Below are 14,439 nucleotides of genomic sequence, written 5' to 3'. Positions count from 1 at the left end.
TCTATTTTGCTATTAACAATAAACCATTGGCCACAGCACGCTCTGCACCACCATTATCGGAAGGCCAATTGCGTAATTGAAACCTACCTATACTGAAATCTGCTGTACTTCGCTTGAAATAGGTACTAGAACCTCCGCCATCAAGATTAATAGCATCGTAGGCTCCAAGTGCTTTTAAGCATTTGCCCAACTCTTCGTAGCTCATACCATTGGAATAATGAAACCTGCGTCCGTCTACGACAAGCATAAATACCTTAGTTCCATCCTGAGAAACTCCAATGGCTGTACGCGGTTCCAAGACATCAGATGTCTGAGCTTGTAATATCCCATCAGCAACTAGAGTAACGCGTCCACCCACAGCTTCTTGGATCTCGCTTTTCACTTGTGCATAATCGGCCTGATTACCGACAAAAGCCTTTCCGCTCTTTAGTATAGCAAAGAAAGTATTCACTTGATCTGTAACGGTAGTCTTGATTGCGACACCTTCCTTATATACAATACCTTGAGGAGTACCGTTGGTCATATTGTAAAAATCAGCATTGATCCCTGCCCATACTTTATGCCCTTCATAATCCTCAAACGTAGCCTGCGCAGTCATGGGTTGCATACCAAACTGAGCAGAGTTATTGGGCGTCGAAACTTCAACACCGATGTTGGGATTGGTAAGATCTGCCTCAATGACAAATATTTTCTTCGCAAGACCTGTCTTCGATATATAGCTTATCTCTGTAGCACTGACCCCATCCACAATTTGATAGGCACTGTCCTGATGGATGTGCACCATAAGATCTGTCTGTTCGACAATTTTCTTACCTACCTCTGAGGTAGGTATAAGAGAATAGGTATCTTCTACCCTAATAAACTCTTCTTTATTGCTACAGGACAATACCGTGAGGGCAAGTCCAAGCGTTGTAGCCAATAAGGTTTTTTGTATTTGGATCATCTTCATAGTTAATAGCCGGGATTAGGTTCTAAATTTGTATTGCGTTGCAGTTCACTACCAGGAATAGGTAAAAGTGTCTGATAAGGTAAAATACCTAATGTACTTATAGCTTTTTCAGTACGGATCAAATCATAATACCGAAAGTTCTCACCCAAGAGCTCGAGCTGCCGTTCCCGAAGTAATGCCGTAATAAACTCGTTCTCCGAAGATGGTGCTACAGCAGGTAATCCGCGAAATTGACGTAGGGCATTTAAATAGGTCAAGCCTTTGTCTAATCCTAATCCTTCCGCAGCTATAAGATACATCTCCGAAATACGGGATATGATAACCGGATCTCTCCCTGTCTGTCCGCTGGGATATTTGTTGACACAATCGGTCCCCGCAATATTGACGATGGTCATGTTACGCCGTTTATCCGTAGGAGCAAACAGATTGACCGTTTCGTTAGTGATTCTATAGTTTCCCTGCCCTTTATTCGGATGTGCATAGGAGTAAAATAGATCCGAAATATTAATGGATGACTCTTCGGAAAGGTTTTCAAATGCGAAGATGACCTCTGCATTAGCCTGCTTCCTAAAGATTTTCTCAAAGCTATCCAATGCATATTTACCAGAAGAAATAAGAGACTGTGCTGCCGCCGCAGCCTCTTGCTTTTTGCCCTGTGCCAGATACACACGCGCCTGCAAAGCCTTAACGGCATCTGCCGAAACATAATAATAAGATTTGGATGTTGTTAAGTATTTTGCAGCCTCAATAAGATTGGTTTCAATAAAGGCCCAAACCTGCTCTTTAGGTGTCCGGAAAGGCTTATCTAAAGTATTTCCAGGCAGTACCGGTACACCGCCCCAACGCGTTATAAGATTGTAATAATTTAAAGCTCTAAAATAATAAGCCTCGCCCAAAGTTAAATTACGGAGGCTACTTTCTGGCTGAGCGAGACAGATAGACAACACGTTATTCACCTGGTACAATGAGCTATAATAACCATTCCAGCCTCTAGAAACGATGGAGTTGAGTGGAGAAAGCGTAGCATTGATCAAATTAAGCGGTGAGCTATTGGCCCCTGTCTGCAAATCACCTCCTAAAAGATCAAAGATTATAAAATTGTGTACACCGGGATCATTCTGCATATTATTGTACATCCCTAGACGCAGAGCCGGTATATCGCTAGCTGTCACCGCATCTGGAGCCATAGCCGAGTGGGAATAGAGATCTAACTTGTCCGCACAGGAGCTAAACAACGATACCGTTGCAGCACATGTCAATATAAAGATATTTTGGAATTTCATGGTTTTATAGATTAATGTTTACGCCAAAGCTAAAAGTTCTAGGTTGAGGTACCCCAAATAGATCAACGCCGTAATATCGTGGATCAAGATTATTATTCACCTCAGGATCCCATCCAGAATAGTTTGTCAGTAGAAACAGGTTATCTACAGTAGCAAATACCCGAAGACCATTTAACTTAACCTGTCTTATAAATTGCTTATCAAAATTATAAGCCAATGTCATAGAGCGCAGACGGATGAAAGAGCCATCTTCGAGAAAACGTGTTGAGTTTTTCGTATTATGACCTAATCCGACCAATGCTCTTGGGTACACATTTGTACTACCAGCCCCTGTCCATGCGTTTTCTACGTAGCTCAAATCTTTAGCGAAATTTGCTCCTAGATTGGCCATTCCTGTTGATTTCCATTGCGCATACACGTCAGCGCCATAGGAGTAGGTAAACAGAAAGTCCAATTGTACACCTTTATAGGAGAAAGAGTTATTCCAACCTCCTGTAAACTTGGGATTGGCATTTCCTAACACCATACGGTCGTTGTCATTGATAATATTATTGCCATCGACATCGCGCCAACGCACATCTCCGGCGCGCACCCCCAGTTCAAACTGCTCCTGTGGCACTTCGCCATCGTATTGAAATAGTCCATCCCAGTCGAATAAATAGAATGCACCAATACTCTCACCTACTTTTAACGCTCTATTATCACCTATCGCAATCGGTGTCTGGTCCTCCAGTAAAGAGGTAATACGATTGGTATTGTGGGCGATATTAAACGCTGACTTCCACTGTACTTGTCCCAGCGGCACATTGGTATTGATGCCAAGCTCGAGCCCCTTATTCATCATAGAGCCAACATTGCTCACGATACTCGTCATCCCTGTCGTAGCATGAATAGGCATGCTGTAAAGAAGATCGTATGTCTTTTTGTAATAAGCATCAAATACGATATTCAGCTTTCTTTTAAAAAAAGAGACATCAAAACCAACATCATACTGGTTTGCTTTTTCCCAACGTAGGTCTTTGTTACCAAAAGAAGAAACGGATATCCCGGATTCATTACCATAATTCTGTCCTCCTGACATAAGCGCTTGATAGGCATACTGCCCAATCCCCTCCTGATTTCCAGTGACACCGTAGCTTGCTCTGAACTTCAAATCATTTTCATTGATCCCCATAAACTCTTCATTGGAAATATTCCAGCCAAAAGAGAGGGAAGGGAAATATCCCCAACGATTGTCCCTATGAAATTTAGAAGATCCATCAGCCCGTAAAGTAGCAGTCATTAAATAGCGGTCTTTGTAGGAAAAAGTACCTCTTCCGAAATAAGACTCCAACGCATACTCGCCAATACCACCACTGGCGGCGAAAATTTCTGATGCTACAGATATGACCTGCAAAGATGGGGTCGGAAACCCGCGACCGTCAATGGACGAAGATCGGCTCATCTGCTTCTGATACGAATGTCCCAACATAGCCGATACAGTCAGCTCCCCAAACGTATTATTATAATTCAAAACGTTATCAAACACAACGTTTTGGATCAACCTGTTATAATCCAACAATCGACCTACTCCAGTACCATAAGGATGCTTTTGATTATAATAGGTATAATCATAGGTGTAACCGATATCTGCACTAAAAGATGATCTAAATGAAAAATGGTCTAAAAAATTAGCCTGCCCATAATACGTACCCAGATATCTATAATTATCTACGTAAGCATCCTGCTCGTTTAGGATCTGTAACGGATTGTGTCGCGTCAGCTCATCTGTACCTCCCACATAATAATCGCCATTAGGCTTAAAAGGACGGTCGAAAGGGCGTTGTTCAATAGCACGCGCAATAATGGTAGACCCTAAGTTGGCACCAGGCACTTGGTTGTTTTTAATGAAATTCCCCATATTATTTGCCCCTACCTCTAGCCAATCAGCAAACTTGTGGCTGACTTTTGTATTCAGGTTATACTTACGAATCGCATTGTTCTTAACTACGCCCGACTGATCGGTAAGTCCCAGTCCAAAATAATAATTGGTCTTGGTATTTCCTCCTGAGAGTGCTGCATCATAGTTTTGAAAATACCCTGTCTGCAAGATCAGTCCTAACCAGTCTGTATCTGGAAGTCCCTGATAGGGATTTTGGATACGTATCTTATAATCACTGTCTCCTACTTTACGCCCGTATTGCTTATTGTAATTGTCCACACCGGCATTAAAGCTGGCTATATACTGCTCGGAATTAGCGAGCTTTATCTTATCCTTATTGGCAAACTGGCTAAAACCGCTTGTTACATTAATCCGTACATCATTCCTCCCAGCTTTACCAGACTTCGTGGTGATAAGTACAACACCGTTACTAGCGCGCGAACCGTAAATAGCAGCTGATGCGGCATCTTTCAAGATTTCGATGGATTCTATATCGGCATGATTAAACGCAGCTAGTGGACTGTAGGACTCTCCAAATGAAAATAACGCCATATCCGAAGTATTGATTGGTACTCCGTCGACTACGTACAAGGGGTTATTTCCAGCGCTGATAGAAGAATTACCTCGTATAGTAATTTTTTCTCCAGAAGCTAGATTGCCCGATCCCATAGATACATTTACACCAGCAATGCGACCTTCGAGTAACCTCGTGGGACTCGCCACCTGTCGCATATTCGAATCATCGATTTTAAGGCTTCCAACAGCGCTGGTCACCAGCGACCTACGCTGCGTGCCGTATCCTACCACAACGGTCTCTTCTAAAAGCTTCTCTTCAACGTTCAATATAACCTTCGGGGCTTCATGCATACGAATGGTGACAATCTTCGACTCATACCCCGTAAAACTGACACGTACGGTCGCTGATGTTCCTGTAATAGGCAAATTAAAATAGCCCTTTTCATCCGTTTGCGTAGCCTTGCTTCCATCGATGATTTGTACCGACGCGCCTGCTAGAGCTCCCCCTGTCTCCGTCACCACAAACCCGGCAACAAACTGTTGGATTACATCGATTTTTCGTAGAGCCGGAACTGGCGCAGCTTTGTCTTTTATAACGATGACACCTTGGTTCAGTTCATAGTCAAAGGGCTGTCCTTTGAAGATATCCGACAACAATTCTGCAAGATCTACATTTTGTGCCTTTATAGACACCCTATTAGCCTCACTTCTATACTGACCATCGAACAGATAGGAAACATTGGTCTGTTGTTTTATTTTTTTAAATACATCGACCAACTTTTCATTCTTAACATCTAAAGACACCCGCTGTAGGGAAGCAGCATGTACAGTGGGCATCACTGCTCCTAACTGCAGGGCCAAAGCCAGCCCCAACACTCCTTTTCTTCTTTTAAAAAAACTCATGAATTTGATTGTTTAATTAGTTTGATTACTCGCATATTATTTTTCTTGATTCGTAGCGATGGTGAGTCGGCCCTCCTTGACTATAATTTTGACATTCGAAGTGGTTTCGATCAGGTCTAACAGCTTCTTTAACGGCACATTTCTGTTGACCAACCCGTTCAATCTGTTTTCAGGAAGATTGTCAAGATTGACCTCGATATTGTACCACAGACCGATTCGGGTCATGACTTCGCCGATTGGCGTATTATCAAAGAAAAACTCGCCTTTACGCCAAGCCGCAACATCTTCTGCATTTTCTACAGTGGTATAGCGTATCTGCTTCCCAATATATGCCTGATGACCTGGAGTCATAAGGATTTTATCGTTATAATTGGATGTCGCCTCGACCGAACCTTCTATTAAAGTAACAATATCAGCCTGCTGTCCTTTGTATGAGGTAATATTAAACTTTGTCCCTAAGACTCTTGTTGATTGTTGGTCTGTGTGAACAATAAAAGGAGCTGATTTGTCATGTGAAACATCAAAATAAGCTTCGCCTGATAAGAACACCTCTCTTTTACCACTTGCAAATCGTGCAGGAAATCGTATAGCCGTAGCAGCATTAAGCCATACAGACGTACCGTCAGATAAAACCAACTGATAATACCCGCCTTTTGGTGTTACAATCTCATGCATACCAACTTCCTTCCCATCTTCTTCCCGATAAATACCTTCGTCTTCCAGCTTTGCTAAATCCTCCAAAGATGTCAGGGAATATACCTGTCCGGTCTCTGTGATTAAATTAGCACCAAACTTGCCCGGACCTACCTCGGCCAAATCAACCTCAGTCCTATTTATCGACTTCAGATAGTAGCCCCCCACCAACAACAAGGGTAAAAGCACTGCTGCTGCCCAACGTATGTACCGATGCCTAGAACGGCGTAAAGTCTTCACCTTTTGCTGCGCATGTATATTGATCCATATGCGGGATTCCATCTCTTCTAATTGTCTCGTAGACTTTTCTTTGGTAATATCGAGATCGGACTGCAAGTCATCGTAGTAATGCTCTACATGATCTATTTGCTTCTTGTCAGCTTTGCCAAGAAGATATTTTTGTATTATGTCTTTGAGGTTCTTTTTCATCATCTGTTCTTATACTAAAGACAGATGATAAACAGGAAAGCCCAGTGGGATATAAAAAAATTAAAAGAAAAGTAGAATCAGAAACTTGAGTATACTTCGGATTGCAGAAATAGCTTTCCCAAGGTGGTTCCGAACTGTTTTTATAGAGAGTCCCATCACTGCTGCGATTTCATCTGTAGATCTATTTTCATGGTATCGCATGGCAAAAACTGCTCGCTGCTGTGGGGGCAAAGAAAGAATCTTTTCATGAACAGTATCGTAAGCTTCTTTCGTAAGTAGGTCTTTTAAAGGAGATGAATCATTCTGAATATTCTCTTCGTAGTCTGTGATTAAGGCGGGCTTATTTTTGAGAATGAAATTAAGGGTTTTATTCCTCGTTAGGACAAAAAGATAAGACTTAAGTTCCTGAATCGATGTCTTCTCCCTGTTTTCCCATAGCGTTGTAAAGATATCCTGTGTGATATTTTCAGCCTCGTCTTGATTGCGTAACCGTCTATAGGCTTCATTATAAACAAATATCCAATGCAAGCGGTACAGCTTTTCGAAAGCCTCATGACTCCCAGAAGCGAGTTGGTCAAGCAGCTGATGTTCTGCTTTATGAGAGCTGTTCAATTCATTTGGATTCACATTGGCAAATTTAGGATACCCGATATAAATCTTTTGTTATATCTAGGTTAAGTTATTTGTGCATCAAATTTATCACCATAAAAATATTGAATAAAAATCGATAAAAACAAAAATATCAACGTATTCTGATCTGTCAATGATCCCCCACGATGTAATTACGATTGCAATTGCGTAAAAAAACTAATCTTATCCAACTGTTCAATTGAAGCTAAAGACAAACAGAGCTATTCTGAAACAACTTTAGAAAGGAAAATTACGCAGTGGCCGATCATTCGTACCTTGTTAGTTGATACGTTCATAATACAGTATAACTGCACCTGCACTAAATGTTTTGGTTTTGATGAGTTTGAGGTTAATTTTATGGCTAATATTTTTAAATAGTGCCAATCCGCCACCTGCTATAACAGGGTGAATACAAAGTTGATATTCATCTATCAAATTGAGTTTGGTCAATGCTACAATCAAACTCGGGCTGCATACAAATATATCCTTTCCAGACTCCTGTCGAAGGCGTAAAACCTCTTTCTCCAGATCTTGACTAGCTAACTTTGCACTCCTCCAATCTATACTTTTCAGCATATGTGAAAAAACAAGCTTAGGTGTATTGTCTATAGCGATAGCGAAATCATCCATCGCTTTATCGCCTGTTGGATTGACCAACACGGTACGCCAAAACTCCATAAGCTGATAAGTTATTCTACCGAATAAAGCGATACTAGCCGTTCGCAACAGATCTGCATAGTGTTGATGTATCTCTTCGTCAGGGATACCTGAGGTATGATCGCAAAATCCGTCAATCGTCATATTCATTGCCGCTATTACTTTTTTCATAGGTGTTTAATTACTTGTCGATCCGCCAGCTTGGTTTGATTTTCAACAGCTCCAAGGATGTTTCGTATTCTTTCTTAGAGTATGCTTTTGAACCAAGAGACAAAATGATTGCTATATAAGCTCCATTATAGATTAGAATCACTTTCTTTCAAAAACTTATTTTTTATACAAGTCTATAAATAGATGTTGTGATAATATTTGTCATAAGGCAAGAAATTGAACACCTTAGGCAATAGTCATTACTTCTCAAAACACCGATCTGCTATTAGTTTTTGAGGAAAAATAACACCCATGTACGAACCTCGAAAAAAATCGCGACAGGAGGAATGACTCAAGGTACTTTTACTTTTTGATATGCATGTTGTATATATTGTAGGTACTTAATACACTGTAATCGGCCATACTCATGAACGAATATTTGAGGGGATAGTTGAAAATGTTTTCTGTTTGTTTGATCATCGCAAGCAGTTCCGTGACTGTTGATTGAACAGCTTTAGCCCCCTTTGGGTACTGAACGAAGCTCTCTTTGCCCCCTCCTCGATAATAAAATAACACCCGACTACGCTCTAGCACCTTTAGATCCGTATTATCTAGAGGTTTACTATCCAATAACTTTTCAAGGGCTAAATTTAGACTTACACGCGTAGAATCGCTCTCTCCCATAAGAATCAACTGACTGCCATAGGTGACCGATGCGAGCAGATAGGGATTGTAACCTTCTTTCTTTAACGGAGTAATTACTTGATCAGGGTATGCTTCATCATATTCTAAGTAATCAACGAAAAGTGTGAGCTTGTTCAGATTATTATAAAGCAATGTATTGTATTTCTTTTGGACGGTAGTCGAGTCAGAATGCCGAACGAGTGACAATACCTGTTGTACATCCTTGGAATAGCCTAAATAACCTTGAATCTCCGCATAATCGGCAAACGTAGTCTTCGAAAAATTCATACTACTGAACTGACCTGATTTCTTGAATTTATTAGCGTAAGTCAAAATCGAGTTGTAATTAGGCTCAAAGAAGCCTATATCTATGGATGGATCATTGTACGATAAAATATGGAATTTAGTATCTTTGGCTATTTTTTTCAAGCTTTCAAGCCGTAAGCCTTGTATTGTATCTTTAAGATGCCAGATACTCCCTAAAAAATAGTTCTCGTCAATATTTTGGTCGGTATAGTATTCCCTCATCTCGAGCCGAACCTGACGTTTCTCAAATATGGGTTTCGGATTAGGAGTAACTTCTTCAGTAGGCTCTTTGGGTATGCTCGCTTCTATTTCTTCAATGGCTGTCTTTTTTGAACAACTCAACCATAATAATGAGCAAATAGTAATCCAGAATATATTACGAATCTTCATTCTTTAAAATTAAACACGTTAAACATATGAAAAAATATCCTTTGAGGATAAAAAAATATAAATTACTTAATAAGTAAGTAAAACACACTTCTTCTTTCAATGGATTTTTTTTCAGTTATGTCTTGTACCGTCATGCAATAGATTTTCTCTATTTTGACCAAAAATAATTAAATGGATGAGTAGCGCTACAAAATCCGTCTTTAGAATACAACGCAATTATATTGCTTGTAAAGACGAATTTATGTAGGTTTGATATACAAAACCGCAATTCATAATGAAGAATAGTACCAAAATAACAAATGCTAGTATAGAATCGTCAGGATTACCAAAAGACTCCAAACAGGTCATCGCAGAGTATATCTGGAATGGATTTGACGCAAAGGCAACTTCGGTAGTCATAGATATATCAAGCAATGAACTAGGTTATATTGAGCGTATCCGTATCATGGATAATGGTGAAGGCATCACTCCGGATTTACTGCCTTATTCATTTGGTAACTTTTTAGATTCACTGAAGAAAGCCGTACCTAAACGCACCTCCTATACACGCGGGAAGAAAGGCAAAGGACGATTTTCATTTTCTTTATTTGCGACACGTGCCACCTGGCATACCGTGGTATCCATAGGAAGTAAGCTAATGGCATATAGACTTACAATAGATAGAAATTCAAAAGAGGAATACGAAAGCTCAGAGCCACAGCTATCGCAAGCAGAAAGCACAGGCACAACAGTGGTATTGGAAGGTATATTTAGCGTGAACGCTTCGGTACTGGAATCAGCAGAATTTTTGGATTTCCTAGCTCAGGAATTTGGTTGGTTTTTACAGCTCAACAAAGAGCTTGGGTACACTATAAAAATAAATGGAAAAATTCTTTCCTACAATCAGCTCATCCAAGAGACAGATACAACATCGGTTACGATATATAGTCCAACACAAAATTCGTATCTATTTAAAGTCAACTATATAAGATGGAAGCAGCCGATAGGTGACCGCTACTACTACTATTTTCTTAACAGTCAAAAAATGGAGGTAGCCAAAGTGTTAAGTAGCTTTAACAATAATGCGATAGAATTTCACCATTCAGTGTATATAGAATCTATATTTTTCAACCATTTCGAACAATCGGAAATCGGCTTGTCCAATGAAGGCAATCTATTCAGTGAAAAAGAGCATCAGGTCGTATACCGTCGATTGATGGCGGAACTACGTGATCTTCTGGATCGTAAACAAAAAAAATATGTCCGTGAGCAAGCTGTAACCATCAAAATGCTTGAATTGGCTCAAAAAGATCTTCTCCCTCGATATAGCACGTCGGAAGAAGATAATAAGAGAAAAGCAATATTATTACAACTGGTACAAGAGCTTTACATTGTAGATCCACGTGCATTTGTCGGTATAAAACCAGATTTGGTACGAACGTACCTCGGCTTTTTAGATTTATTACTGCAAACAGAGCGGAGGATGGAGATATTACCGATAGTGGAACAGGCTATTCCCCTATCGGATAAAGAAAAGGAACGAATAAAGAAATTGCTGGAAATCAAATACTAAGCTAAGACGTGCCCTTGATTATTTTATGGATTTTGCTATCATCTAAGCGGTGTAAGAAATAGAAACGACCTTTCTTGTCATGGGAAAAGCGAGTGTTTCCCTGATCCGCTTATTTTTACATAAAAATCTATAGATGAATTCGACAAAAATATGGGCAAACCTCGGGGTAAATAATTTAGAAAGAACAACCAGATTCTATGAGGCATTAGGCTTTACCCCTAACGGAAAACACCCTGTTACAAAAGACCTTACGAGCTTCCTTATAGGAAAAGATAACTTTGTCATACATTTCTTTCTAAAAGATGTGCTTGAAGCTAATATGAAGGTTAAAATTGCCGATGCTGAAAATGCTATTGAAGTAATGTTTACGCTGTCTGCAGCCAGCGAAGAGGAGGTGGATAACTGGGCCAATATTGTAGAGCTGGCAGGGGGGAGACTTCTTTCTAGACCTCAGAAATTTGGAAAGACTTACTATGGCTTTGTCTTTGCTGATCCAGATGGACACACCTTTAACGTACTGCAGATGTAATTGTGCTGTTCTTGTATTTTAATGGACATATGCTTCAATAAATACCGAACTATGGTCTGTAACAGACCCGCATCGAAGTACAAGCCAAGTAGAAAACTCTTTCCTAAAAAAGATGCAAGCCTTCGAAATATACACCAAATAGCATGTAAAAGACCGTTTAGGTATCAAAATTGTACAGATACAATATCAGAACCTAAACGGTCACTAAAGAAATCTTATAACTCGATCAATCTAATCGAACTTGACCTTCGCAACTACAGGAAGATGATCCGAAGGGAAACGCATATGTAAGGCATCGACCAATGAAGCGTACTTCAACACCTGAACACTTTCGTTCACAAAAATATAATCGATGCGTTGTTTCATAGGAGCATCCCACTTGAACGCATTGGTAGTACCGACAGGTCCATAAGGTGCTGTCTGACTAATTTCGAAGGCATCTTTCAGGCTCTGCTTGATTGTAATAATAGGCTCACTATCAGGAGTAGCATTGAAATCCCCTAACGCAATGACCGGGGCTCCTTTTGAAATTTCGGCTATTTTCTTAAGCATTAGTTTGGCAGACTCTGCTCTTGCTTTTACCCCTTGGTGATCGAAGTGCGAACTAAATACAAAAAACCGCTTCCCATTCGCTTTATCCTTCAACATAACCCAAGAGCAGATTCTATTGCAACAGACCGCATCCCAGCCTTTACCAGGTTTGTCTGGCGTCTCGCTGTACCAGAAATCCCCCTTGTCCAAGACATCAAATTTATGTATATTATAAAATATAGCAGAATGCTCTCCTCCTTGTTGGCCGTCATCACGCCCCACACCAACATACTTGAGGTAATCAATACGTGATATATCATCGAGTTGATGTTTAAAACCTTCTTGTGTGCCGATGATATCCAGTTCATGGTACTTTAGCAGTCCATTGACCATATCTCTGCGATAAGACCATGCATCAAGACCATCTTTTTCGGTATCCATCCGGATATTAAATGTGGCTACCTGGTAAGTACGCTGTTCTTTATGCTGTGCTTGAGTTGTCCCGGCAATGCCAATTATCAGTAGGCATGCGATAACTAATTTTTTCATTCCCAACCTTTATTTTGTCCTAAATTATTGTTTCTATCTTTTGCATTTTGCGGAATTGGGTATAGATACTTTCTATCCTCCCATTTACGCACGCCTGGGTTCCATAATACCTCTCCTGAAGTGCCGTTGGACAATTGTAATTGGCCTACTGACGTAGAAGGACTTACATTAACGAATGCTATACCCGCCGTACTGGAAGTCGGCTTTTGTCCCTGGTAAAAATAAACATCCTTCCTACCGTCACCATTAAGATCATATTCCCCCAGTCCAGGCACATACATTCCATTCATTGCAGATGTCTGAAATAGCTCTCCCAGTCTCCAACGGATCAGATCATCGGTGCGCAACCCCTCAAAAATCATTTCAACAGCCCGTTCACGAATGATTTCTAGCAAAATAGGATCGCTAAATCGTCCTTTGTAGTAGTTAAGCAGGTAGGGATCGGCTACCGTAGGCAGTTGTCTTGCAGCCCCTGCAGGTATACCGGCACGCTCTCGAAGTGCCGCTATGGTATTATTCCACTCGCTTGGTGTCATCTCGCCTAGTTCGGCTAATGCTTCAGCTTTATTGAGCAGGATTTCTCCCCACCGCATAATGATGTGTGCATTATCGTTGCGACTTTCATCATCATACGGAAAGCGCTCATCATAACACCATTTAATAGGCTGGTACCCGGTATAAGTCTGTGTGAAATTAGGAGCCGAAATAACGGGCACACCATTCTCGGTACGTGCATAATTTCCTGAGCGAATCGTCTGCTTCAATCTTAGATCCCGATTTTTCACTTCGTCTACGAAGGGTTTTGTTTTGTAATTAGGGTCGTCGGTAAAACGCGAACCATCGGCATTGAGATACATCTTTACAAAATCGCGAGTAAGACTGGGCCTATTACCGTAGGTAGGACTGATAAACCTTCTATTGGCAGAACTAAAAACCTGTAAATTAGCATTGAGCACTACGGCTAGCAGAGTCTCATCAACAAAAGGTGTCTTCGCAATAAACAACTCTCGATAGGACTTTTCTACATCCGAGGATTTATGCAAGACAAATCCAGCGATCGCATTCGCTTCCTTGAACACTTCACGGTACCATTGTTGTGCGGTAGACTGTTTATTGTAATCTACATGGTATTTACGAAACGAAGCTTCATGCAAGCATATACGTGTTTTGTAGGCGCGCGCTACACTTTTGGTAATACGTGTAGCCGAAGGATCGGTAGTGAGCTCAATATGCTCTATAGCGTAATCCAAATCTGCCAGAACCTTGTCCATCACCAGAAATCTATCATCCCGTTTAGCATACAGTACAGCGTCATTATCAATAGCAATAGTCTGATCTACCCAAGGCACATCACCAAATCGCTTGACTTTTTCAAAATAGAACAATGCCCTAAAAAATCGCGCTACTCCTACAAAATGGTTCTTGTTTGCGACGGCGCTTTTATTCGCATTCTCGATAAAATAGTTGATATTCCTAAGGTCTTTCCAGTCCCATCCTCCACTGGTAATGGGGCTCAGTGCATTGGGCGTCAAAAAGTCATCTACACCATTGCGAGCGACAAGATCTGAGAGGTCGTCACGCTGAAACACCCCTACATCGGTACTGGGTAGGATATCGTAAAAGGAATTGGAATAAAGCTCCAGCCCTCCTACAGATTCAAATATCGCTTGGTTGGTAGCTGTATCTACTGGCATCTCTTCCAGATCGCATGATGCCATGGTAAACAGTGCAAATACAACAAAAATATGGTTAAGTGTTTTCATGTTT

The 14,439-nt window shown here is 40.7% G+C and carries 11 protein-coding genes; 2 read left to right on the top strand and 9 right to left on the bottom strand.

What is annotated here, in order from left to right:
* Nucleotide 1: 1 nt before the first annotated feature.
* The 7 genes from G7B20_RS02235 to G7B20_RS02205 form a co-directional block, all read right to left on the bottom strand.
* Nucleotides 2–949, bottom strand: a complete 948-nt coding sequence (locus tag G7B20_RS02235) for a phosphodiester glycosidase family protein (protein ID WP_240465968.1) — start codon at nt 947–949, stop codon at nt 2–4.
* Between the two features lie 2 nt (nt 950–951).
* On the bottom strand, nt 952–2,232 hold the full coding sequence (locus G7B20_RS02230; RefSeq protein ID WP_164108395.1) for a RagB/SusD family nutrient uptake outer membrane protein: 1,281 nt from the start codon (nt 2,230–2,232) through the stop codon (nt 952–954).
* Between the two features lie 4 nt (nt 2,233–2,236).
* Nucleotides 2,237–5,572 carry a SusC/RagA family TonB-linked outer membrane protein gene (locus G7B20_RS02225; RefSeq protein WP_205600157.1) on the bottom strand — a complete coding sequence of 1,112 codons (3,336 nt, stop codon included), beginning with the start codon at nt 5,570–5,572 and terminating at the stop codon, nt 2,237–2,239.
* A 36-nt stretch (nt 5,573–5,608) separates the two neighbouring features.
* The gene (locus G7B20_RS02220; protein WP_164108394.1) at nt 5,609–6,697 is read right to left on the bottom strand and encodes a FecR family protein; all 1,089 of its coding nucleotides are present in this window, start codon (nt 6,695–6,697) and stop codon (nt 5,609–5,611) included.
* A 57-nt stretch (nt 6,698–6,754) separates the two neighbouring features.
* Complete coding sequence (locus G7B20_RS02215; protein WP_164108393.1) at nt 6,755–7,321, bottom strand: RNA polymerase sigma factor; 567 nt, start codon at nt 7,319–7,321, stop codon at nt 6,755–6,757.
* A gap of 282 nt (nt 7,322–7,603) precedes the next feature.
* Nucleotides 7,604–8,152 carry a dihydrofolate reductase family protein gene (locus G7B20_RS02210; protein ID WP_164108392.1) on the bottom strand — a complete coding sequence of 183 codons (549 nt, stop codon included), beginning with the start codon at nt 8,150–8,152 and terminating at the stop codon, nt 7,604–7,606.
* A gap of 342 nt (nt 8,153–8,494) precedes the next feature.
* Complete coding sequence (locus tag G7B20_RS02205) at nt 8,495–9,511, bottom strand: hypothetical protein (protein ID WP_164108391.1); 1,017 nt, start codon at nt 9,509–9,511, stop codon at nt 8,495–8,497.
* 274 nt (nt 9,512–9,785) lie between these two features.
* Between G7B20_RS02205 and G7B20_RS02200 the strand changes: the two genes are divergently transcribed.
* Complete coding sequence (locus G7B20_RS02200) at nt 9,786–11,063, top strand: ATP-binding protein (protein WP_164108390.1); 1,278 nt, start codon at nt 9,786–9,788, stop codon at nt 11,061–11,063.
* 133 nt (nt 11,064–11,196) lie between these two features.
* Complete coding sequence (locus G7B20_RS02195; protein WP_164108389.1) at nt 11,197–11,592, top strand: VOC family protein; 396 nt, start codon at nt 11,197–11,199, stop codon at nt 11,590–11,592.
* Between the two features lie 231 nt (nt 11,593–11,823).
* Here G7B20_RS02195 and G7B20_RS02190 read toward each other — a convergent pair whose 3' ends face one another.
* On the bottom strand, nt 11,824–12,672 hold the full coding sequence (locus tag G7B20_RS02190; protein ID WP_164108388.1) for an endonuclease/exonuclease/phosphatase family protein: 849 nt from the start codon (nt 12,670–12,672) through the stop codon (nt 11,824–11,826).
* Nucleotides 12,669–14,435 carry a RagB/SusD family nutrient uptake outer membrane protein gene (locus tag G7B20_RS02185; RefSeq protein WP_164108387.1) on the bottom strand — a complete coding sequence of 589 codons (1,767 nt, stop codon included), beginning with the start codon at nt 14,433–14,435 and terminating at the stop codon, nt 12,669–12,671. The genes G7B20_RS02190 and G7B20_RS02185 overlap by 4 nt, the downstream gene beginning before the upstream one ends.
* Nucleotides 14,436–14,439: the final 4 nt, after the last annotated feature.

This window comes from Sphingobacterium sp. xlx-96, assembly GCF_011007365.1.
Lineage (GTDB): Bacteria > Bacteroidota > Bacteroidia > Sphingobacteriales > Sphingobacteriaceae > Sphingobacterium > Sphingobacterium luzhongxinii.
This window is presented reverse-complemented; position numbering and strand designations above follow the sequence as displayed.

Coding starts and splice junctions, on each gene's coding strand:
- G7B20_RS02185 (WP_164108387.1), bottom strand. CDS start 14,435: ATGAAAACACTTAACCATATTTTTGTTGTATTTGCACTGTTTACCATG.
- G7B20_RS02230 (WP_164108395.1), bottom strand. CDS start 2,232: ATGAAATTCCAAAATATCTTTATATTGACATGTGCTGCAACGGTATCG.
- G7B20_RS02235 (WP_240465968.1), bottom strand. CDS start 949: ATGAAGATGATCCAAATACAAAAAACCTTATTGGCTACAACGCTTGGA.
- G7B20_RS02195 (WP_164108389.1), top strand. CDS start 11,197: ATGAATTCGACAAAAATATGGGCAAACCTCGGGGTAAATAATTTAGAA.
- G7B20_RS02210 (WP_164108392.1), bottom strand. CDS start 8,152: ATGAAAAAAGTAATAGCGGCAATGAATATGACGATTGACGGATTTTGC.
- G7B20_RS02190 (WP_164108388.1), bottom strand. CDS start 12,672: ATGAAAAAATTAGTTATCGCATGCCTACTGATAATTGGCATTGCCGGG.
- G7B20_RS02200 (WP_164108390.1), top strand. CDS start 9,786: ATGAAGAATAGTACCAAAATAACAAATGCTAGTATAGAATCGTCAGGA.
- G7B20_RS02225 (WP_205600157.1), bottom strand. CDS start 5,572: ATGAGTTTTTTTAAAAGAAGAAAAGGAGTGTTGGGGCTGGCTTTGGCC.
- G7B20_RS02205 (WP_164108391.1), bottom strand. CDS start 9,511: ATGAAGATTCGTAATATATTCTGGATTACTATTTGCTCATTATTATGG.
- G7B20_RS02220 (WP_164108394.1), bottom strand. CDS start 6,697: ATGATGAAAAAGAACCTCAAAGACATAATACAAAAATATCTTCTTGGC.